The organism is Nostoc sp. EspVER01 (assembly GCF_034530635.1).
Classification (GTDB): domain Bacteria; phylum Cyanobacteriota; class Cyanobacteriia; order Cyanobacteriales; family Nostocaceae; genus Nostoc.
In genome coordinates this window covers 43,886-66,014 of record NZ_JAVRCS010000006.1, presented here as the reverse complement: position 1 = coordinate 66,014, position 22,129 = coordinate 43,886, and the positions used below count along the sequence as shown (strand labels likewise).

The window sequence follows — 22,129 nt, the reverse complement described above, 5'->3', positions numbered from 1 at the left end:
CACTGCTTCTGTAGATTAGGTTATGAAGGAATAAAGCAGCCACAGTCAGTGGCAAAGCTCTAAAATTAAAAAGTATTAAATCAAGTTGAGGACATCATGGCTGCAAAAGTAGAAATTTACACCTGGAGGACTTGCCCGTTTTGTATCCGTGCCAAAAGTTTGCTGAAAAACAAGGGTGTTGAATTTATCGAATACAGTATTGATGGAGATGAAGCAGCCAGAAATAAAATGGCTCAAAGGGCAAATGGACGGCGCTCTTTACCGCAAATTTTCATCAATGACCATCATGTAGGTGGTTGTGATGATATCCACGCTTTAGACAGTCAAGGCAAGCTGGATGAGTTACTAACTTCTAGCAATAGCGTATAGATTCAGAAGGTATTGCACTAGCGACAAGCCGCTGCAAATTAGACGGCAGTCGCTACAACTATAGAAAAACAACGTGCTGCCTTGTCTACGGGTTTTTTCCCGACAAATCGATATCTGTCCACAAGACTTTACCCTCCAGTTCTACTCAGCAGTACAGATGTACGTCAATTGCTAAGATCATCAAGGGATAATAATTGCATAACCATTTAATTTCTTGGTGATTGAGGTATAAAGGGTGAAACTGGCTTTTATCATTGATTCCATCCATCTACTTGACCCGTGTCATGATACCAGTGTTGCCCTAATTGAAGCAGCGCAAATTCTGGGACATGAAGTTTGGGTGACTCAAGCAAATCTGCTGAGTGTGGTGGAGGGCAAAGCTTGGGCTGTCTTACAGCGAGTCGAACTTGTACCAGTGCAGTTGGCGGAGGGACGTTGGGTAGCAGCGAATCCTTGGTATAAGTTGAGCGATTCCTTCTTAACTTCTTTAGAGACAATGGACGCCGTATTTATGCGGACAGATCCACCTGTCAATGATTCCTATTTATATGCCACCTACATTCTGGATTACATTGACCAAAATAAAACCCTGGTGATTAACAGTCCCAGTGGCATCCGAGGGGCAAATGAAAAAATGTATGCCCTCCAGTTTACCAAAGCGATTCCAGAAACGATTGTCAGTGCTGACAAGCAATTTATCCGGCAATTTGTGGAAGCAAAGGGGGCAGGGGTTCTCAAACCACTGGGTAATAAAGCTGGCGAAGGAATTTTGTTTTTGCAATCAGGCGATCGCAATTTTAACTCCATTGTCGAACTCAGTACCCTTCAAGGTAAAGTGCCAGTAATGGTACAAACCTATTTACCGGAAGCAAAAGAAGGAGATAAGCGAATTATCTTGCTCAATGGCGAACCAATTGGCGCACTCAATCGCCTCTCTAGTGGAACTGATTTTCGCAACAATATGGCAACTGGTGGTACAGTCGCTCAAACCCAAATTACGCCAAGAGAATATGAAATCTGTACCCTAGTAGCCGAACGCTTACGCCAAGACGGCTTAATTTTTGTGGGTATTGACGTTATCGGTGGCTACCTAACTGAAGTTAACGTCACTAGTCCTACCGGCATTCGTGAGATTGACCGCTTAGATGGTACTCGCCTTGGTCATCAGGTTATTCAATGGATTGAACAAACACTAAAAATCAAAAAATAATTTACATTTTTTTGTTTGATGTTCTATTCCTCAGCAAACAGACTTCTTTCGGATACTTGAGTGGGCTAGTTCCCTATGCTAGTGGTTTTAAGTAAATATATTTACTTGTACGGAATAGGAGTTTAGTGGATCGCGAGGGGGTAGATGTATTATTCCTGCGATCGGCTGTGATGCTCGTTTGCCCTTGGTGTCTCCTTCTGGGAGAAGACTCGTTAACACTGCGCTATCGGTGATGCATCCATAGTTGGGCAGGTATTCCTATTGTTTTGTTTGAAAGTATAGCTGGACATGCAAGCTAGTAGACTCCTGCCCAAATTCATTCTATAAAGTAGCGTTGACAAGTTTTTTTACCAATTGGCAAAATTGGGTACAGCAAAATATTGCTTATCCCTACCCTTGGTAAAACCCTGGTGGAAGTAGCAGATTTTATACAGCGTTCAGCCTGACCTGAGACTGCTAAGTTAATCTAAAATCTAAAATCTTTTAATTTCTTGGTGTACGTCGGTTTCTCAGAAAATCAGGTATATCTAATCCAGGTTTTTCCTTTGGTTCTGGAATTGGAGTTGGAGTTGGAGTTGAACTTGGAGTCGAGGTTGAGGGATTAACTGCGGGTTGCTGTGTTGTTGGACGCTTCGAGGTATTAGGTGCTACTCGAACGTTAGCCACGCTTTGTTGTACCGCAGCTTGCACTTCACCTGTAAAACCGGTGGCAATTACAGTAATTCTTACCTCTCCTTGGAGCCTGTCATCAATTACAGCCCCAAAAATAATATTGGCGTTGGGATCAACTACCTCATAGATTGCTTCTGCGGCTGCATTCACCTCATGCAAAGTCAGGTCAGTACCACCTGTTATATTAAATACAACTCCTCTAGCACCTTCAATAGAACACTCTAGTAATGGTGAAGAAATAGCTGCGATCGCGGCTTCTCTAGCTCTAGACTTTCCAGAACTAACGCCAATTCCCATCAATGCCGATCCCGCATCTGCCATAACTGCTCGGACATCAGCAAAGTCAACGTTTACTAAACCGGGGATCGTGATGATATCAGAAATACCTTGCACCCCTTGACGCAGCACATCATCTGCATAACGAAAAGCTTCTTGCACAGGCGTTTGTTCGGGGATCACTTCCAGCAGTTTGTTGTTGGGGATAATGATCAGTGTATCTACTCTACTTTTTAGTCCTTCAATACCTTGTTCCGCTTGACTGGTGCGGCGGCGTCCCTCAAAAACAAATGGACGTGTGACTACACCAACAGTGAGAGCGCCCATTTCTTTGGCCACTTCTGCCACGATTGGTGCTGCACCCGTCCCAGTACCACCCCCCATACCAGCAGTGATAAATACTAAATCTGCACCCTCTAAAGCCGTAGCAATTTCGTCCCGTGATTCCTCAGCTGCCTTTTGACCGATTGCCGGATTACCACCTGCTCCTAAACCCCGTGTTAGCTTCTGCCCAATTTGCAATCGACTTGGAGCGCCAGCTAAGGTAAGAGCTTGGGCATCGGTGTTAATGGACCAAAACTCTACCCCGGAGACATCAGACTCGATCATGCGGTTAACAGCATTGCCACCACCACCACCAACACCAATCACTTTGATGTTGGCGACCCGACCAGGAACAATCTCGCCAATTCGGCTATTTTCCGGAGAAATTTTCTTATTATCGTGATTTTGCCCGAAGTTCAGCCCAGAGTTATTAAAGGGATTGGTCGAGTTAACTGCCAGAGAGAACCCAGGCTGTCCCGTAGATTGGGAATTTTTATAGTTAAGTCCTTGGTTATTATCAAGTGTCATTGGATTTGTGAAAGGGTAGATAAACGACTTTTTCAGGTGTTATTCACCTAAGAGTCAACTTTAGTTTGACAATGCCACAATATTATGGCGTTGTTCTTTATTGTTTTCACTACTGCCAAGCCTAACAGAATTGGCAGTGCGAAAATTTGCTATGGGATAAGCTTTTAACACAGCCGATCGCACAGCCAATTCTAGAGAAGTATACCTATATTTATCTAAAACAGACCTGTATAACTTCAACCAGACATTAATCTCTTCATTATTCTCAGCAGCGGGCATAACTTGTAAAGACACACTACAGCGTATCTTCTCTGCCTCAATAATAATATTGTTAATAGGTTTCACCATTGGGGATGATTGCAAGTTTAGACACAAAATTTACCTTCTACTTACTTATGCTTAAGTTAAACTAAGCAAGAATTTACTTGTCAGACTATACCTGATTAATTTGTTGTTTGGGTGATCTCAATGGACACTTTGTTGGAGCAATAGTCTATCCTACAAGAACCCTTACTAGTGCGGCCAACAAATCAAGATTTCCTAAGAGATTTCGTTACCTAATAGGAATTACAGCACAGAACAGTCCAAACTTATTACCCAGAAGCAATGCTTACACAACTTTGGCTGGCATTTTTCGTTACAGATTGAAACTTCGGTACACTGTCTTTGGAAGTGTCCTCGACAGACCAAAGCCAGAGCCTTTTTGCGTCTGTACTGGGATGGCGGCATAAACCGTTTTCATCAGTGACCTCTGTTCACGAGTCTGAATCTGAATAAAAAGCTCAAGCAACTTTCTCTTTTTTGCACTGGGTTTAGTCAAAGAATGTATGGGCAGAAGGCGTTTTGTACGCTATGAACCCTCTTAGACTGTTTGACATCTTGCACCCTACTATTAGATGTTAGGGTAACAACTGAGAGTCTGTTACTCGCAATAGAGATTTTATGATTGATCTTCTCATTTTAATTAGAAGTTAATGCCGATTTTCGGGCCATTTGCTGGAAAACTGAAAATAATAAATATATTTATCAGCATAAAGCTTCTTAATTTACTAAGAGCTATCAAAATAATAAACATACTAAATGTTTTTAGGTATTTTGGGAGTTAATTTTTGGTCTTTTTGGTTCATCTGTACTAATGGAAATTCGGGATTTTTCAGATCAATATACCCTATTTGACCAGGATTAAATTTTGTTGCTAAATGACGCATTTGGGCGAGTACCTTAATTTGTTCAGATAACTGGGGTCCTGGAACACCAAGATGCACATTTCCTAATTCTGTTTTCAAAATTAAATTTGTTGGATTTTGGCAATCAATTTCCATCACTTTCACGGGACTTTGGCTCACGGCTTTATGGAGTTGAGTCCAGTAGAGGCAGTATTGATTTGGTGAACCAATTACTCTGAGATTGGGTAATTTTCTAGTGGGATTCAGTGATGTGTATTTTTCTAAAGGCATCCAGGCCCCAGTTGCATCTAGTAAGCCGATTGTTACTTTTTTGGTGCCACGTGTTTGAGTTACCGCTACAGGTACTCGTTCTTGGATTTCAATGATTAATCCAGGAGGAAATAGGCGGCGTCTGACGATCGCTTGGGCAATAGTTGGTTGTTTCTTCAAAGAGTTAGCGATCGCTGACGGTTCAATCCGCCACAAAGATTGAGGGTAAGACAACACCAACAATGACTGAGTTGTTTGATTCGACAGCAACTTATTGCCTGATTTCATCACTATTTGTTTGGGAGCTTTTAGCATCCACATCGGTTGGACTGCCATCCAGAACAATCCACCCGCCAAACCAGTAATGGCAAAGGTTCGCCAAATAGCTTGAATAATTCTCATCTGCCGCTGCCGACGCAATTTCTGACGACGCTGGGCTAGATGCGTGCGGGAAACTGATATTATGCCAGCCATTCACACCCCTTTTTGATTGCAATCTAAATTCCTTGACAAGCTCGTATCATTATTAATTTCAGTAAACACTGTTGGCATCTTTGAGCCGCTCTCCTCAAGACTTTTTTATTTTTAGTAACACTTTACAGTAACTACACAATCATTATGGCGCTAGTCATTATTCCTATTAAAGTTTCCGGTGTCCATTTTTAACTGACTGTAGTCTTTTTGACAAGTTATTTTTGAAGATTTTTCCTTAAAGATTACAAAATATTAATTGAGATGTGTGGGATTTTGCTTTCTTGACAAATAGAATGTGAAATGATATACAAGTATTCCTACATCTCTGTATAGCTTGCTATAATTCATACCAGCGAGACTCATCAGATATTTAAACTGAGAACAATGAAAAAATGTAGCTTTTTTTACTTACTCCCTCAGCCATATCATTTTGTGGCAGGTCAAACAGAAGGGAGAGATTGTCAAAACCTCAATAGCAGGTGTAAAAAGGACAGATATGCTTAAGACCTAACCGGTCGAATGGCACGAATAAAAGATGAAACCCTTGCCAGCTATGGATATAGAGGATAGGGTGTAGGTTCGGAAAAAATCAAGAAAAGTAAAAATAAGTGCGAACATAAATAAAGTTATTCGTCACTATACCCCACACCCTACACCCCACACCCAAAAGCTTTGTAGATAATGGGTTTGCATTATCTTAGTGCCATTCGCTATTAGGATCAATTAAATCTCTACCATACTACTGACAGTAATCTGGAAATAAGTGCTGTCTTTTGCAAGACACTACCACCTTGTGAGTCAATCCTGTATCTACATCCTAGATAGGGATTAATTGTATAAAAAATTCAAACTAAACTGCATCTACATAAACCTCTACATACATGAAAACGACATTAAATTTGTCACGTTTTTATAAAGCATGTAACCCTAGCTACACGCTAAATATAAGTAACGTACTAGATCGGCAGTATTACATAGATTTTGCTGATGTACGTGGTTGCAAGATTGTCGAAGAATTGCAACGGACTATCGTTCGGATTTCTCCTGATGAGCCAACCTGTCAGTTATTTACGGGTCATATTGGCTGCGGTAAGTCAACGGAATTGCAGCGCCTCAAGACAGAATTAGAATTGGCGGGATTTCATGTGGTTTATTTTGAGTCCAGCCAAGACTTAGACATGGCGGATATTGATATCAGCGATATTTTGCTGAGTGTAGCCCGTCAAGTCAGTGCCAGTTTAGAAAGTATTAGCATCAAACTCAAACCTGGTTACTTTACTAATTTGTTTAAAGAAGTAGGCGATTTTTTGCAAAGCCCCATAGAGCTTTCTGGACAAGCAGAGTTGTCCTTGGGTATTGCCAAAATTACCGCCAAAACCAAAGATAGCACCCAGATGCGGAATCAACTAAGACAATATCTGGAACCACGTACCAATAGTATTTTGCAAGCGATTAACGAAGAGATTTTAGAAAAGGCTGTTGAACAGCTAAAGCTAAGGGGTCAAAAAGGACTGGTAGTGATTGTAGATAATTTGGATCGAGTGGATATGCGTCCCTTAGCATCCGGGCGATCGCAACCAGAATATCTCTTCATCGACCGAGGCGAACAGTTACGCCGACTCAAATGCCATCTAGTTTACACAATTCCTCTAACATTAATTTTCTCCAATGAATATGAGACACTGAAAAATCGTCTGGGGGGAGGGATTGCACCAAAAGTACTGCCGATGGTATTAGTGCGGCAAAGAGATGGCAGTGACTACGAACCAGGAATGTCACTAGTACGCCAGTTAGTTCTAGCTAGGGCTTTTCCAGAAGTTCCTTTGAATAGCAGACTTTTATTAATTACAGAATTATTCGATCACTCCCAAACCTTGGATCGTCTATGTCGCGTTAGTGGTGGTCACATTCGTAACTTATTAGGCTTACTTTATAGCTGCCTGCAACGACAAGATCCGCCTTTTTCTAGGGACTGCTTAGAAGCCGTGATTAAGGACTACCGTGACGATCTGCTATTAGCTATTGATGAATCCCAATGGGAATTATTGTTTGAAGTAGTACAGCAGCAGAGAGTTAAAGGTGAGTCTGACTATCAGAGCTTACTAAGAAGCATGTATCTGTTTGAATATCGCGATCCTGTGGGGCGCTGGTTTGGCATCAGTCCAGCCCTGGCAGAAACAGAAAAAGTTTTGGCTTGGCAACAAAACAAGTAACAGTCAATTGTAATTTGTCATTGGTCATTTGTTAGTCAACTAATGACCAATGCCCCATATCCAATGCCTAATACCCCATATCCAATGAGTAATGATAAACAGCTACGTGTCTACACCAAAGAAAATCAGCATACTTTGCAAAGACTGATTAGAGCGATCGCACTTTCCGAAGGTCAATTTGCTCTGATTTTAGTTCGATGCAACTATGGGCGATTACGCGAGCAAATGTTGGAGAATATTCGCTCGACCACCAAAGAAATTAATATCAGAGAAATCGTTCTCAATCCATCAACTACTTCTTTACACAGCACAATCATCTCAGAACTATCTTTAGATAATCCTGCCGTCCTTACAGACACTTTGCCATCTGCTGTGATGGTTTTCGGTATTGAGTCAATTAACGACCTAGAAAACTTACTTACAGGCATCAATCAAGCACGAGATATCTATGCTGCAACTTTTCCATTTCCAGTGGTGTTGTGGCTACAGGATGAAGTGGCATCATTGCTTTCAAAATTAGCACCTGATTTCAAAAGCTGGGCTGCAACCACTATTAAATTTGAAATGGCCAAAGCAGATTTAATTGCTTTGATCTCTCAAGAAGAAGAATCTCTATTTGACAAAGTTTTAGAAGCAGGTGCTGAAACATTTTTATCTAACGCCTTTCTAGATTTAGATCCTAAGTCACAACACCGTCACGAAATAGAATCAGCACGTAATGATTTACTACGCCTGTATGGGGTTAAATTAACACCAGGATTAGAAGCTAGTTTAGAGTTTGTATTGGGGCGAGATAAATACGCCAACGATCAAATTAATGGTGCTTTAGCCAATTATCAAAGAAGCCTAGCATTATGGCAGCAGGAAGCAAGGAGAATAGCAGAGTGGGAGAATAATTCTTCTTTGCCTCTCTCATGTCCTCAACCTATGCCCCCCTCATCTTTACTCAAGCAAGCAATAGTACTATTCCACCTAGGGCTTTGTTATCACCGAATGGCAGATTTATACCAGAATACTAGTAGCTATTGCGAACATGCTCTGTCGTGGTTTAAACAATGCTTGGAGCTATTGGAAGAGGTACAAAGAGAAGACTTAGTTGCTAAATTCATTTTGCCTGCTTGTGAAATGCTGCAACGTTTACAAGCCTGGGATGACTTAAAAGAATTAGCTCAAAAGTCATTACATCTACATAAAACTTATGGAACTCCCGCACAGGTTGCTCAAAATTATGGTTTTTTGGCAAATGTGGCGGCTTCAGAATCAAATTGGGTACTGGCTCATGAATTAGCAAATACAGCGCTTTCTATCTCTGAAGAAGTAACACAAGTTTCTCTGCGAGACGCTTTGCGAAGACGACGACAAGAAAGTTGGTATCTTCTCTTGCTAGCACGCACACAACGGCATTTGGGTGAGTGTGAGGAAGCTATCAATAACTTGGAATGGGCGAGGGTAGTTTGTGAGTTACAACATCAGCCATTACTGTACTTAGAGATTTTAGAGGAACTGCGATCGCTTTACTTTTTTGAGTGTCATAACTATACAGAAGCCTTTAAGCTGAAGCAAGAAAAAATTAAAATAGAACATCAGTATGGCTTTCGTGCCTTTATCGGAGCAAGTCAATTACAGCCACAACGCCCCAGAATCAACCCAGTACTAGAACCTCACAAAATACCATTTATTCCTGAAGAAATTGCTCAAGAAATATCTGCTTCTGGACGGCAACAAGATGTCAATCGCTTAATTGAAAGAATTGCCCGCGCTGACTACAAACTCACAGTTATTTATGGGCCATCAGGTGTAGGTAAAAGTTCAATTCTCAAAGCTGGTTTAGTCCCAGCACTCAAGGGAAAAGTTATTGGTGAACGTATTCCTATACCGATTGTTTTGTCTGTTTATACTGATTGGATAACAATCTTGAGTAACAGTATCAATCAAGCATTAGCATACACAGGAATATCGGTTAATATTGACTCTACACCCACCATAATACTAGAAAGAATTCGGTTAGCATGTGAGCGTAATTATACAATAGTTATTATATTAGACCAGTTTGAAGAATTTTTCTTTGTTAGTAATCCTCCTACACAAAGAATAGAATTTTATAAATTTTTTAGTGAATGTTTAAATATTTCTTATGTAAAAATTATTCTTTCATTACGAGAAGATTACTTACATCATTTATTAGAATTTGAACGTTTGAGCCAGAAAAATAGTACTGGCTTATATGATTTAGGAGTAATTAATAAAAATATTCTTGATAAAGACATTCGCTACTATTTAGGAAAATTCTCTAGTCGAGATGCCAAAGCCATAATTCACAGTCTTACTCAACGTTCACATTATGAACTAAGTGAGGAATTAATTAACCGATTAGTCCAGGATTTGACAGGGGAACTAGACGAAGTACATCCAATTGAATTACAAATAGTCGGTGCTCAACTACAAATAGAAAACATTACGACACTTGCGGAATATAAGCTTTGTGGTGGCTCGGCAAAATTGGTGGAACGCTGGTTAGGGGAAGTTATCAAAGACTGCGGTCAAGAGAACGAAGAGTTAAGTTGGAAATTATTATTTGAGTTAACAGACGAAAAGGGGACGCGACCTTTAAAAAATAAAGCTGATTTAGCGGCTGCATTAGTTAATAATTATGATATAGATACAATATCAAGCTTTGACAAAGTTGGAGAACTGATTTTAGAAATATTGGTGGGTTCAGGCTTGGTATTGCGAGTTAGAGAAGAGTTAGGCGATCGCTACCAGTTGGTTCACGATTATTTAGTTGAACCAATTCGCCAAAAGAACAACTATGGTATGCTCGCCGAATTAGAAAAAATCAAACTTGAAAAAACTAGAGCAGAAGCAGCCCAACAACTTAGTCAAAAGCAACTAAATTTGGTATTACAACGACGACTGCGGGAAGCGCGGATAGCAGGTGCGATCCTAGCAATTATGGGTGGAACAATAGCAGCATTATGGTGGCAAGCCGACTTACAAAAAAGAGCAGCAGTCCGCCAAACTCTACGCGCTGAACGTAGTGAAACCAACTTGCAAATTAGTGCGATCACTGCCGCTAGTGAAGCTCTGTTTGCATCTAATAAAGAATTTGATGCCCTCTTAGAAAGTTTGCGGGCTTGGAGAGGACTTAAACAAGCAGATGGAGTTCAGCCAGATACCCGAATGCGGGTGGTAACAGCTTTACAACAAGCAGTTTATGGGGTAACTGAGGTTAACCGCCTGGAAGGGCACACTGATATCGTCTGGGGAGTGACTTTCAGCCCAGATGGTCAGTTGATAGCATCAGGTAGCCGAGATCAGACAGTGAAACTTTGGCATCCTGACGGTAGTTTACTCCAAACCCTTAAAGGTCACAGTGATGCTGTTACCTGTGTAAGTTTCAGCCCTGATGGTCAAACCCTAGCCTCCGCTAGCCTCGACAAAACAGTGAAAATCTGGCGCAAAAACTCGGTTACAGGTGAATTTGACCCCAAACCATATAAAACCCTGAGAGGACATGAAGATTGGGTTTATAGCGTCGATTTTAGTCCTGATGGCGAGTTATTAGTTACTGGCAGTAAGGATAAAACCATAAAACTCTGGCGCAAAGACGGTAGCTTAGTAAAAATACTGAGAGGACATCAAGGGTGGGTTAACTGGGTAAACTTCAGTCCTGATGGTCAATTTATCGCCTCAGCTAGCGACGACAAAACAGTGAAAGTTTGGCGACGGGACGGTAGACTCGTTACAACTTTGCAGGGACATAAGCAAGGCGTAATTGTGTCTATTTTCAGCCCAGACGGTAAATTTCTGGCGTCAGCAGGTCGAGATCAGACAGTGAAACTTTGGCGGCGGGAGAGTAGTAACACTAAAGACGGTTTTGACTTTTTTCCTTACAAAACTTTACGGCAGCATAACGGTACGGTGTGGAGTTTGAGCTTTAGTTCGGATAGTAAAAAGTTAGCTTCCGCAGGCGAAGATAATACCATAAATCTCTGGAGTATCACTGGTAATTTACTCAAAACCTTCAAAGGACACAGTGATGCTGTCGTTAGCATTGCTTTCAGTCCAAAAAACAAATTGTTAGCTTCAGGAAGTTTCGACAAAAGCGTGAAACTATGGAGTTTAGATGCTCCCAGACCGTCTATTCTTCAAGGGCATCGAGATCGAGTTTTGAGCGTTGCTTGGAGTCCCGACGGTCAGATGCTAGCTTCTGGTAGTAGCGATCGCACTGTCAAACTTTGGCAGCGATACACCAGTAGTGGCGAGATTAAAACTCGACTTTACAAAACTTTGATGGGACACACAAATAAAGTTCCTAGTGTCAGTTTTGACCCAAAAGGTCAAATGCTGGCTTCAGGAAGTTATGACAAAACTGTGAAACTTTGGCGGCTTGACGGTACTTTAATAATGACTCTCCAGGGACATAGCGATAGTGTCATGAGCGTCAATTTCAGCCCAGATGGTCAGTTTTTAGCATCAGCTAGCAAAGATAAAACTGTAAAACTTTGGAATCGTGAGGGCAAGTTGCTCAAAACCTTACTGGGACATCAGGGTTGGGTAAATAGCGTCAATTTCAGCCCAGATGGTCAGGTTTTAGCTTCTGCCAGTGACGATCAAACAGTGAAACTTTGGCGGCGGGATGGTACTTTGCTCAAAACTTTCTCGCCCCATGATAGCTGGGTATTGGGTGTCAGCTTTAGTCCTACTGACGAGTTGCTGGCTTCTGCTAGCTGGGATAACACCGTGAAACTGTGGCGACGGGATGGGACGTTGTTAAAAACTTTATTAAAGGGGTACAGTGATAGCGTCAATGCCGTGACTTTCAGCCCTAATGGTGAATTACTCGCCGCTGCCAGTTGGGACAGTACAGTGAAACTCTGGAGCCGTGATGGCAAATTAATTAAAAGTCTCAATGGGCATCGCGCTCCGGTATTAAGTGTCAGTTTTAGCCCAGATGGTCAAACACTAGCATCAGCTAGTGATGACAACACGATAATTCTGTGGAATTTACATCTTGACGATCTGCTTGTTCGTGGTTGCGATTGGCTAGGTGATTACCTTAAGCACAACCACAATCTTGAAGAGCGCGATCGCCTTCTTTGTGATGGGATAACCCGTACAAACCCTTTTTAATTACAAATTATGAATTAGGTTGAAGCCTCAATGAGCAACCGCTCTTGGTTTAGCGGTTGATGAGGCGATCAGAGTTATTAATTCAGAGCTAAAAATAAATTTCGAGCTAATCAGCCAAAAGAGCGATCGCTCTCCAAAAGTTCATGGCTATTTTCTTCGGGAGCCTCTTGTGGCAAATTCGCTAAAAAGGCTTGTAGCCTCATACGCTCAATGTAGGGCCAGCCTCCCTCAGACTCAATATCTTTCAGCAGTGAGTAAAGTTGGCGGCGGTTAACAGGCAAACTCTCTTGAAAAACCCCATCCCGGATCTCTCGGTGTAACTGCTCTAATTGCCGCAGCAAAGCCAAAAGAGCTACAGTATCGCCTTCACAAGCTGTAGCGGTATCATACACCACAGTTGCGATCGCTTGCAGTTTAGCAGACAACTTCTCTGATTCAATATTTTTGTGATCGTTCATGCCACCTTTTCCGTATAAATGAGGTCAACTCAAATTTACCGGAGATTTTTAATTTTCCCTAGTTTGTCAGTTGTCTCCCTGTTATCGCATCTCCTCACTTGCCCTAGTTAGGGGTGAATATAACTAGATTTGTATCTTTATCAAAAGCAATTGCGATCGCTCCAAAAAGAGCGTAGTAACCTTTAGCATAGGCTTTACAGAAGCTAGATGCGATCGGGACGAGACTTTCTTGGATTTTGAGAACTTTGATTTTGAGTTAAAAAAAATCGTATGATCTGGCTGATTTACCCATCTAACAATGGGCTGTATGTAGTGGCGTCACATACATGATACAAAAAGACTTGGGCGACGCCGCTTTTACGATAAGCAAGAGCAAAGTGCGAAGCAGACACCCCTGTTCGCATTTTTCAAGGCACAAGCATTTATGCTTCTCTGTGTGAGCTTACTCATACACTCGCCCAATTCCAAACAAATGCCACCAACAGTAAAACTGCTGGTTTTTTGCTCCCCTAGTGACACACATCCAAAATGGATGCAGTGTGCTACTTAGTCTGGGGTCTACACCCCAAGCTCAAGATAGCGACACGTTTAACTACGTTTAGCAGAGAAAAGTTTGAGCAGCGTCTGACAACTAGACACCCGAACACTTGCTTCAACTCTCTTATCAGAGCAAAGCCGTGTCCGAACAAAGGTAGCTTTTCGCAGAGTAGCGGCTTCTCATCAGAGATCAAAGCTTCGATGCAGTTTTACAACTTAGATATTAATTTTTGAGATTGAGGTTGACCATGAGGTATCGCGCTTTAATTGTTGCATTCTTGGCTTTGTGCCTGGGACTAATAACCGCTTGTAGTGATGCTCCTACTACCAGTAGTGGTAGAGATGTACTCACTTACGATCAAATTCGCGGCACTGGCTTGGCGAACAAATGCCCCCAACTAGCAGAAACAAGCCGTGGTTCCCTTCCCATTGATTCTAGCCAGTCTTATACCATCAAAGAACTTTGCTTGGAACCAACTAGCTTCTTCATTAAAGAAGAACCTGCTAATAAACGGCAAGAAGCAGAATTTGTTGCTGGCAAATTGTTGACCAGATACACTTCCACCATTGACCAGGTGCAAGGTAATCTGAAAGTCAACGCAGATAATAGCCTGACTTTTACGGAAACTGATGGTCTTGACTTCCAAGCTATCACTGTGCAACTTCCTGGTGGTGAACGAGTACCTTTCCTCTTCACCATCAAAAATTTGGTTGCTCAAAGCCAACCCAGCTTGACTAGTATTAACACCTCTACGGACTTTGAAGGCAGCTTTAAAGTTCCTTCCTATCGTGGTGCTGCCTTCCTAGATCCCAAAGGTCGTGGTGTCGTCAGTGGCTACGATAATGCTGTGGCTCTTCCCGCCCAAGCAGATGATGAAGAACTTACCCGCACTAACGTCAAGCGTGCTGAAAATCTTAATGGCAAGATTTCTCTGCAAATCGCCAAAATAGACAGTTCTAGCGGTGAAATTGCTGGCACTTTCGAGAGCGAACAGCCATCTGATACAGATTTAGGTGCTGGCGAACCAAAAGAAGTCAAGATTCGTGGTCTATTTTATGGACGGGTTGAATCGACTCGTGGCTAAATCCTCGAAAGTAAGGCAACTGACTGGCACTCAAAACGACAATTCTGTAAGTATCAGACTTGATCGCAAAAGTTAACCTATCCACCCTCTTTAAAAAAGAGGGTGGATAAATTTTTTACAAAAATGAGAAAAAGTTAAATCTGAGGGCAAAATAGCCCTGACAATTGGGAAAATTATTATCCCTCAGTCTTATGGGTGACTTGATTCATCCCTTTAACCTTTTCCCTTTCATTAAAACACTATAGACTTAAGTACAAAAAAGGGTGAGACGCCCTTTTTTTATTGACTTGCGTAAATATACATAAGATTTTTCTAAATTATTAGTAATTTGTGGACTTTGGATAATTTTTATTGGGATGAACACGTAATTTTACTGTAAATCCAACTTTTGCTTGTCAAACAAAAGCTCGACTACTTTTGTTTCTTTTCTCTAAATTAACTTCATCATTAATTAATTCAAGTTAAGTACAATCTCGGTTTTATATTTAGTGATTAATTTTATATTTTATTTCTATGTGGTTCTAAAAAAGCTACAGGTCATACCAAAGATAAATAACCAACTAAATAACGATTTCGCCCATTTAAATTCTGCTCGATTGTCAAGTAACCTATGGAATTTTAATAGAAAGTCTTTATTATCTCCCATAGTATTTGCTAGGAAATATAGCGCCATATTTCATTTGATATCGTGCGATCGCAGCTGAATTTGAAAAGCGAATAATTGATTCTTTATTTGCTCAATAAACCCGGTGCTATGCCTACCACAGTCACCACTGAACTAAAGCACGAAATTTGGCAGTTGTTGCGAGAATATCAGCAATCTCCGTCAGAAAATACCCGCAATCAACTGGTAAAACTCAATTTTGGACTTGTGAGAAAAGAAGCTCACTATTGGACAAATCAATGTCATGAAACCTACGATGATTTGCTTCAAGTTGGATGTTTGGGTTTAATCAGAGCTATTGAAAGATTTGAAATTTCCAAGGGACATGCCTTCAGTTCCTACGCTCTTCCCTATATTCGGGGTGAAATTCAACACTATCTCCGAGATAAAGGTGTCACCGTGCGAATTCCTCGGAAATGGTTAGCGCTCCAACAGCAAGCAATAGGAGTATCACGTTCTTGGCGTGAAAAACACAATCGTCAACCAACCGACTCGGAATTAGCAGCAGCACTGGAAATTTCTCCAAACGAATGGCAAGAAATTAAATTAGCATGGGTCAATCGCGCTCCCTTGAGTCTTGATGTGCCAATCCAAGATGGAGAAGAAGGTTCTACTTGCTTGGGAGAATTGGTTCCAGATCCTCACTATCGCAGCTTTCAACTGGCACAAGAAGATCAACTTCGCTTACAACAAGCGTTGGTTCAGCTAGAAAAACGCACCCGCGACGTGTTGGAATGTGTGTTTTTGCAAGATTTGACCCAAAAACAAGTTGCAGAACATCTGGGCATCAGTGTAGTAACAGTTTCCCGTCGAGTCAAGAAAGGACTGGATTTGATGAAAGAGCTTATGGGTGTGGCAGAAGATTGACTGCAAACAAACAACAAACCGCAGTTATACTGTGGACGCAGTGCTAAAAATAACCCTTGAAATGTAAAAAATTAGGTTATAAAGGGAAGATACTTTGCCTTTGATCCAAATTTTAGGCATGTTGATTTCCACTTTTCAATTTTCCAATGGCTTTTGAGAAAGGCTCATGGGCATAACTTCAAAAATTACAATTGCAGCTATTCTAACTTTGGCGATCGCCGGATGTGCTTCTGAAGATACACCACAAGCCATCAATCCTGTGCCAGTTCCCAAAATAGCAAAAAAGTCGCCACCAGCGGCTCAATCCTTTAAGAATCCAGTGATACCAGCCAAACAGGTTTCACAAGTTAATCTTGCATCTGTTAACTTGATTCAATCCACGAATGCTACAGAGCGGACACGGGAACTTGTGGTATCAAAAGCTCGAAGCGATCCTTTTGCACAACTTTTCGGGCAGACTCTTCCCGGAATGGCTAAAACATCTGGAAGACCAGTTCCCGTGGTTCCTAAGCTACCGACTGCATCACTAGCAGTACGAAAACTTCCAACACGCAGCATCGCTTTAAATCCAAAGAAAAATAACGTTTCTTCCCTACCAAAAAAAGTCAATCCTACTTTGACTTCAGTGTTGCCTAAAGTTTTGCCTCAAGTTGTCCCCAACCCCACTTTAGTCTCTGTATTGCCACCGCCAGCACAGCCTGAGTTAGCAAGGGCAGTGGTTGTGACTGGTGTAGTTCTAATTAGTAAAGAACCACAGGCAATTATCAAAGTACCCGATGAGCCAACAAGTCGGTATGTACAGGCGGGACAACGATTAGCAAATGGCGTACTAATTAAACGTATTGAAATGAATCAGGGCTACAACCCCATCGTGATTTTGGAACAATATGGTATTGAAGTTGCCAAAATGGTAGGGGAAGGGACTGTCAAATCAACGTCGTCAGCTGCATCTGTTACCGGCAATGCTATTTCAGTGACAACGCCCCTCCAAAATACCTTTAATGTGGGAGCTTCATAAAGATGGAGACTAAGGAAAAAGTTGAATTCGCTGGTTTGCCTTTAGCTGTTTATAGAGAAATAGCAGCTCATTTACGTCAAATCGAAGGGGTGGAAGTGGACTTAATTCCCCAGTCATCCCGACAGTTTGATTACAATCAAAGTCAAATTGCTGGCTTGAGTCTCTCGTGGACACCAAACTCTAGCTTAGAAAATCGGCAACGAGTTAACCAGATTTTGGCTTACTATCAAAATCGCTATATGAATCCTATTTGATTTTTTGATTTGTGAGAATTTCAGCCCGCAGAACCCCGACTCATTAAAGAAGTTGGGGTTCTTGTTGTTCATGAATCATTCTACAGAGCAGCGATCGCAGTAAGGGATCTGCGGGTTAATAGTGTCCCAGCCAGGAGGGTTTCGACACTTCGACTGCGCTCATTGCATCGCTGCGCTCAACCCTCAGATGTCGAGAGTTGAGCGCAGTCGAAACTCGGTTTATTGGTACTTTATTTTCACGCAAGTCCCTAAGCATTATTTAACATAGGCTCATAAAGAATACTGTCTAACGACCTCACAACAGGCAGCAAGGTGAGGATTTCAAAAAGCAACGTTATGATAATTAATGCATTAATCGAGCTTGGATCTAATAATAAATAAGTTGGTACAAATAAACCTCCAGAGTACGGAGACGATTAATTCCCTCTGTACAGCAGTCAAAAACCATTGCTCTTGACTGTATATTTAGGTGCTGCGTCCAAGCAAAATCAGCCGTTGTACAAATTTCCATAAGGATAATTCAAGTGACTAGGACTAATTCAGACTTTCTTTCTTCCAGCGATCCGGCGATCGCAGGGTTAATCAACGACGAACTACAGCGTCAACGAGATCACTTGGAGTTGATTGCTAGTGAAAACTTTACGTCTGCTGCTGTACTGGCGGCTCAAGGTTCGGTATTGACAAATAAATATGCTGAGGGCTTACCTGGCAAACGCTACTATGGCGGGTGTGAGTTTATCGACAAAATAGAGCAACTAGCGATCAATCGCGCTAAACAGATATTTGGGGCTGCTCATGCAAATGTGCAACCCCATTCTGGCGCACAAGCGAATTTTGCTGTGTTCCTGTCACTGTTGGAACCAGGGGACAAAATTATGGGGATGGATTTGTCTCATGGGGGACATCTTACCCACGGTTCCCCTGTCAATTTTTCAGGTAAGTGGTTCCAAGTTAGTCACTACGGTGTCAGTCAACAAACAGAACAACTTGACTACGATCAAATTCGCGAGCTGGCGCTGAGGGAGCGTCCTAAGCTCTTGATTTGTGGTTATTCGGCTTATCCACGTGTAATTGACTTTGAAAAATTCCGTAGTATTGCTGATGAAATCGGCGCTTACTTACTTGCCGATATTGCTCACATTGCTGGTTTAGTTGCCACTGGTCTTCATCCCGACCCGATTCCTCACTGTCACGTAGTCACAACAACTACCCATAAGACTCTACGCGGTCCTAGAGGTGGTTTGATCTTGACTAGCGACGCAGAACTAGGTAAAAAGCTAGATAAATCTGTTTTTCCTGGCAGCCAAGGCGGGCCATTGGAACACGTTATTGCTGGTAAGGCAGTAGCTTTTGGAGAAGCCCTCAAGCCTGAGTTTAAAACTTATTCTGCCCAAGTAATTGAAAATGCTCGTGCTTTAGCCGAACAACTGCAAAATCGTGGTTTAAAGTTAGTATCTAACGGCACTGACAATCATTTAATCTTGGTAGATTTACGCTCTGTAAGCCTAACTGGGAAGCAGGCAGATCAGTTAGTCAGTACTGTGAATATTACTGCTAACAAGAATACTATTCCCTTTGATCCGCAGTCACCATTTGTTACCAGCGGTCTGAGGTTAGGTTCGCCAGCAATGACCACACGGGGCTTAGGAGTAGCAGAATTTACCGAGATTGCCAATATTATTAGCGATCGCTTACTTTCTCCAGATTCCGACGTAGTAACCCAAGATTGTCGGCAACGGGTAGCAGCATTGTGCGATCGCTTCCCCTTATATCCTCACCTGGAAATTCCTGTACCAGCATTAGCCTGACATGATAGTTAGGAGTTAAGAATTAGGAGTGATGAGTTTTAAATATTGAACTCCTAACTCCTAACTTCTAACTCCTAACTTCTAACTCCTAACTCCTAACTATTCCTTCTAATGAGTGCAGAAATTATTTGTGTTGGTACTGAACTATTGCTAGGAGATATCCTCAATGGCAATGCTCAATTTTTGGCGCAACAATTAGCGCAACTAGGTATTCCCCACTACTATCAAACAGTGGTTGGAGATAATCCAGAACGGTTGAAGCAAGTTATAGAAATTGCTATTTCCAGAGCGCAAATTCTCATTTTCACTGGTGGACTCGGCCCAACACCAGACGATCTCACCTGCGAAACCATCGCCGATTTTTTTAAAGTTCCGTTGGTAGAACGTTCTGACATCATCGAAGACATAACCCAGAAATTCGCCCAACGTGGTCGGATTATGTCACCAAGTAACCGCAAGCAGGCTTTGATTCCCCAAGGTGCAGAAATTCTACCCAACCCCACTGGAACAGCACCCGGCATCATTTGGCAACCTCGTACTGAAATCACAATTTTTACCTTTCCCGGTGTTCCAAGTGAAATGCACGCGATGTGGGAAGAAACAGCTGTGCCATTTCTCAAAAGTCAAGGTTGGGGTAAAGAAATTATTTACAGCCGGAGTTTAAAGTTTTGGGGTATTGGTGAATCTGCTTTAGCGGAAAAGGTTGCTTCCTATTTAAAGTTGCCAAATCCCACAGTCGCCCCTTATGCAGGTAAGGGGGAAGTAAGATTACGAGTTTCTGCAAAAGCAAATTCAGAAGCAGCCGCAGAAGCCCTAATTGCGCCCATTGAAAAACAACTTAAAGAAATTGCCGGACTGGATTTTTATGGCGTTAATAATGATACTCTCGCTTCCGTAGTCGGTCAGTTGTTGCGGGCATCAAAAGAAACGCTTTCAGTAGCAGAATCTTGCACGGGTGGCGGTTTAGGGCAAATGTTGACCGAGATTTCTGGGAGTTCTGATTACTTTTGGGGTGGAGTAATTTCTTATGACAATTCGGTGAAGGTTAGGCTGTTGGGGGTTAACCAGGAAGATTTAGATAAATTTGGGGCAGTAAGTGCTACTGTTGCAGAGCAAATGGCTATTGGAGTCAAAACCCGCCTTGCAACAACTTGGGGACTGAGTATTACTGGAATTGCTGGCCCAAGTGGAGGGACAGATACGAAGCCAGTGGGTTTAGTTTACATTGGTTTAGCCGGGCCAAAGGATGAAGTGATAAGTTTTGAGTATCAGTTTGGAACTGTGCGAGGTCGAACTTTAATTCGTCATGTGAGTGCGAATGCAGCGTTGGATAATCTGCGCCGGAAGTTGTTGAGCAGGTAGCAGGTATATTATGTTATCGAACAGAATTCAGGAGCCAGGTGGTCGCCGAGCGCAGTCGAGGTGAGTCAGAATTCAGCATTGGCTTTGTAGTAGGTGTACCACTCATCAGATGTTGAACTGAAGAGAAAATCAGAACGCAAACGCCCCAATCGTAAAAAGTCAGTTGCGATGGCGTAACCGCCCGCTGGAAGCGATCGCAAGTTGATTAACTGAAGGGCGATCGCTAACTTTTTTCTGGGTTCTATCGCTCATTTCCAAAGTCTGTAAACTGTAAACTGTTTAATTTCACCTTTGACGATCAGAGAGAGAATAATCTTTACTCAAAATTCAATCTATCAAAATAGTGAATTCGTTTCATAACTATTGATGCCAGAACTTCTATCTAGGGATCGATATGGCTAATAAGCTAAATGAAGTAGAAATAGTATACTAAATCACATGAGATTGTATTGTATGAAATCCAATTATGTTGCAAAACAGCTTTCCACCGTAAAACGCTGGATGGCCACAGCGCTGTTTTGTATGTTAGCAATCGCTTTCGTTTGGCAAGGTGCATTTTTCTCTAACACCTCAGCAATGGCCGATCCTGCTGCAACCTTGATTGCAGATGCGGGCGATCGCGCTCAAGAAAAAGCTAGTAGAGATGCTGGACGAACCAAAAATTTCATTGATGATGCCGCAGATAAAGTTAAGCAAGCTGCCAAGAGCAATGCCAAGAAAGTTGACCAATCAACAGACAATGGTAGCTTTATTGAGCGCAAAGCCAAGAAAGATGCCGCTACAATTCAGAGAAGAGCAAATGAAGATGCATCTCGGACTAAAGAAGCAGTAGACAACACCAAGAATGTTGTTGAACGTACTGTTGATAACATCAAAGATGCTTTTGGTAAATAGAGATATAGATATAGCAATCCTATTGGATTTGTAAAAATCGAAAGCTTTAAATTTCCGACTTCTTAAAGAAGTCGGAAATATTGTTGTTTACGAATAATTTTGAAAAGTCTCAGGCTATGTCAATATTATTACAGCAATTTACAGGTAGTTAACCATTATGGTAGGGTAACACAGCTAGCTCTGCTTCACTACAGACAATTATAGTTAAAATCTACTAATTACCCAGACATGATATTTATATAAACTAATAGAGTAGCTTTAGATACATATTTTCATAGCTATAGGAACTTGCGATCGCTGATAAAATTAGCTATTTTCACCGTACAAGAGAAGAAACTATTGTTAAATATTTACCAGCGATTATGCTAAATATATAGTTATAAATTATTTGACTTTCTTTTGTACTAACTGAAGATGGCAAAATTGAGTAATCTGCTTAGGGAAATACCGCAAACTACTCCTAGAAAAATTGTTTTTCTATACGGACAAAAAACAATTTTTAAGTAGCATTACTTATTGCCAAATGTGTTATAACATTAACTGATTG

Annotated in this window: 15 protein-coding genes; 11 read left to right on the top strand and 4 right to left on the bottom strand. The window is 41.6% G+C overall.

Annotated elements, in window-relative coordinates; translation table 11 throughout:
• Nucleotides 1–96: 96 nt before the first annotated feature.
• Both grxC and gshB read left to right on the top strand, forming a co-directional pair.
• Complete coding sequence (gene grxC, locus RMX69_RS07240; protein WP_289796680.1) at nucleotides 97–369, top strand: glutaredoxin 3; 273 nt, start codon at nucleotides 97–99, stop codon at nucleotides 367–369.
• A 235-nt stretch (nucleotides 370–604) separates the two neighbouring features.
• Nucleotides 605–1,579: a glutathione synthase gene (gene gshB, locus RMX69_RS07235; RefSeq protein ID WP_289796679.1), complete on the top strand. Its 975-nt coding sequence runs from the start codon at nucleotides 605–607 to the stop codon at nucleotides 1,577–1,579.
• A gap of 483 nt (nucleotides 1,580–2,062) precedes the next feature.
• Here gshB and ftsZ read toward each other — a convergent pair whose 3' ends face one another.
• The 3 genes from ftsZ to RMX69_RS07220 form a co-directional block, all read right to left on the bottom strand.
• Nucleotides 2,063–3,379, bottom strand: coding sequence for a cell division protein FtsZ (ftsZ, locus tag RMX69_RS07230; RefSeq protein ID WP_289796678.1), 1,317 nt, complete (start codon nucleotides 3,377–3,379; stop codon nucleotides 2,063–2,065).
• A 60-nt stretch (nucleotides 3,380–3,439) separates the two neighbouring features.
• A complete protein-coding gene (locus tag RMX69_RS07225) occupies nucleotides 3,440–3,727 on the bottom strand; it encodes a hypothetical protein (protein WP_289796677.1) in 288 nt (95 codons plus the stop codon).
• Nucleotides 3,728–4,455: 728 nt separating this feature from the next.
• Entirely contained in the window at nucleotides 4,456–5,289 is an 834-nt protein-coding gene (locus RMX69_RS07220; protein ID WP_289796676.1) for a cell division protein FtsQ/DivIB, read from the bottom strand.
• Nucleotides 5,290–6,170: 881 nt separating this feature from the next.
• Here RMX69_RS07220 and RMX69_RS07215 point away from each other — a divergent pair.
• Together RMX69_RS07215 and RMX69_RS07210 are read left to right on the top strand one after the other, a co-directional pair.
• The gene (locus RMX69_RS07215; protein ID WP_289796675.1) at nucleotides 6,171–7,502 is read left to right on the top strand and encodes a P-loop NTPase fold protein; all 1,332 of its coding nucleotides are present in this window, start codon (nucleotides 6,171–6,173) and stop codon (nucleotides 7,500–7,502) included.
• Between the two features lie 84 nt (nucleotides 7,503–7,586).
• Nucleotides 7,587–12,635: a hypothetical protein gene (locus RMX69_RS07210; protein ID WP_322637117.1), complete on the top strand. Its 5,049-nt coding sequence runs from the start codon at nucleotides 7,587–7,589 to the stop codon at nucleotides 12,633–12,635.
• A gap of 110 nt (nucleotides 12,636–12,745) precedes the next feature.
• Here RMX69_RS07210 and RMX69_RS07205 read toward each other — a convergent pair whose 3' ends face one another.
• Entirely contained in the window at nucleotides 12,746–13,093 is a 348-nt protein-coding gene (locus RMX69_RS07205; protein ID WP_289796674.1) for a hypothetical protein, read from the bottom strand.
• 785 nt (nucleotides 13,094–13,878) lie between these two features.
• Between RMX69_RS07205 and RMX69_RS07200 the strand changes: the two genes are divergently transcribed.
• From RMX69_RS07200 to RMX69_RS07170, 7 genes are all read left to right on the top strand, one after another.
• On the top strand, nucleotides 13,879–14,715 hold the full coding sequence (locus RMX69_RS07200; protein ID WP_289796673.1) for a photosystem II manganese-stabilizing polypeptide: 837 nt from the start codon (nucleotides 13,879–13,881) through the stop codon (nucleotides 14,713–14,715).
• A 754-nt stretch (nucleotides 14,716–15,469) separates the two neighbouring features.
• Entirely contained in the window at nucleotides 15,470–16,246 is a 777-nt protein-coding gene (locus RMX69_RS07195; protein ID WP_289796672.1) for an RNA polymerase sigma factor SigF, read from the top strand.
• 166 nt (nucleotides 16,247–16,412) lie between these two features.
• Nucleotides 16,413–17,264: a hypothetical protein gene (locus tag RMX69_RS07190; RefSeq protein WP_322637022.1), complete on the top strand. Its 852-nt coding sequence runs from the start codon at nucleotides 16,413–16,415 to the stop codon at nucleotides 17,262–17,264.
• 2 nt (nucleotides 17,265–17,266) lie between these two features.
• Nucleotides 17,267–17,518, top strand: coding sequence for a hypothetical protein (locus RMX69_RS07185; protein ID WP_322637021.1), 252 nt, complete (start codon nucleotides 17,267–17,269; stop codon nucleotides 17,516–17,518).
• A gap of 524 nt (nucleotides 17,519–18,042) precedes the next feature.
• The gene (gene glyA / locus RMX69_RS07180; protein WP_322637020.1) at nucleotides 18,043–19,326 is read left to right on the top strand and encodes a serine hydroxymethyltransferase; all 1,284 of its coding nucleotides are present in this window, start codon (nucleotides 18,043–18,045) and stop codon (nucleotides 19,324–19,326) included.
• A gap of 111 nt (nucleotides 19,327–19,437) precedes the next feature.
• The gene (locus RMX69_RS07175; protein ID WP_289796668.1) at nucleotides 19,438–20,688 is read left to right on the top strand and encodes a competence/damage-inducible protein A; all 1,251 of its coding nucleotides are present in this window, start codon (nucleotides 19,438–19,440) and stop codon (nucleotides 20,686–20,688) included.
• Nucleotides 20,689–21,141: 453 nt separating this feature from the next.
• Nucleotides 21,142–21,582: a hypothetical protein gene (locus RMX69_RS07170; RefSeq protein WP_289796667.1), complete on the top strand. Its 441-nt coding sequence runs from the start codon at nucleotides 21,142–21,144 to the stop codon at nucleotides 21,580–21,582.
• Nucleotides 21,583–22,129 lie beyond the last annotated feature (547 nt).

Coding starts and splice junctions, on each gene's coding strand:
- grxC (WP_289796680.1), top strand. CDS start 97: ATGGCTGCAAAAGTAGAAATTTACACCTGGAGGACTTGCCCGTTTTGT.
- ftsZ (WP_289796678.1), bottom strand. CDS start 3,379: ATGACACTTGATAATAACCAAGGACTTAACTATAAAAATTCCCAATCT.
- RMX69_RS07225 (WP_289796677.1), bottom strand. CDS start 3,727: ATGGTGAAACCTATTAACAATATTATTATTGAGGCAGAGAAGATACGC.
- RMX69_RS07220 (WP_289796676.1), bottom strand. CDS start 5,289: ATGGCTGGCATAATATCAGTTTCCCGCACGCATCTAGCCCAGCGTCGT.
- RMX69_RS07215 (WP_289796675.1), top strand. CDS start 6,171: ATGAAAACGACATTAAATTTGTCACGTTTTTATAAAGCATGTAACCCT.
- RMX69_RS07210 (WP_322637117.1), top strand. CDS start 7,587: ATGAGTAATGATAAACAGCTACGTGTCTACACCAAAGAAAATCAGCAT.
- RMX69_RS07205 (WP_289796674.1), bottom strand. CDS start 13,093: ATGAACGATCACAAAAATATTGAATCAGAGAAGTTGTCTGCTAAACTG.
- RMX69_RS07200 (WP_289796673.1), top strand. CDS start 13,879: ATGAGGTATCGCGCTTTAATTGTTGCATTCTTGGCTTTGTGCCTGGGA.
- RMX69_RS07195 (WP_289796672.1), top strand. CDS start 15,470: ATGCCTACCACAGTCACCACTGAACTAAAGCACGAAATTTGGCAGTTG.
- RMX69_RS07190 (WP_322637022.1), top strand. CDS start 16,413: ATGGGCATAACTTCAAAAATTACAATTGCAGCTATTCTAACTTTGGCG.
- RMX69_RS07185 (WP_322637021.1), top strand. CDS start 17,267: ATGGAGACTAAGGAAAAAGTTGAATTCGCTGGTTTGCCTTTAGCTGTT.
- RMX69_RS07175 (WP_289796668.1), top strand. CDS start 19,438: ATGAGTGCAGAAATTATTTGTGTTGGTACTGAACTATTGCTAGGAGAT.
- RMX69_RS07170 (WP_289796667.1), top strand. CDS start 21,142: ATGAAATCCAATTATGTTGCAAAACAGCTTTCCACCGTAAAACGCTGG.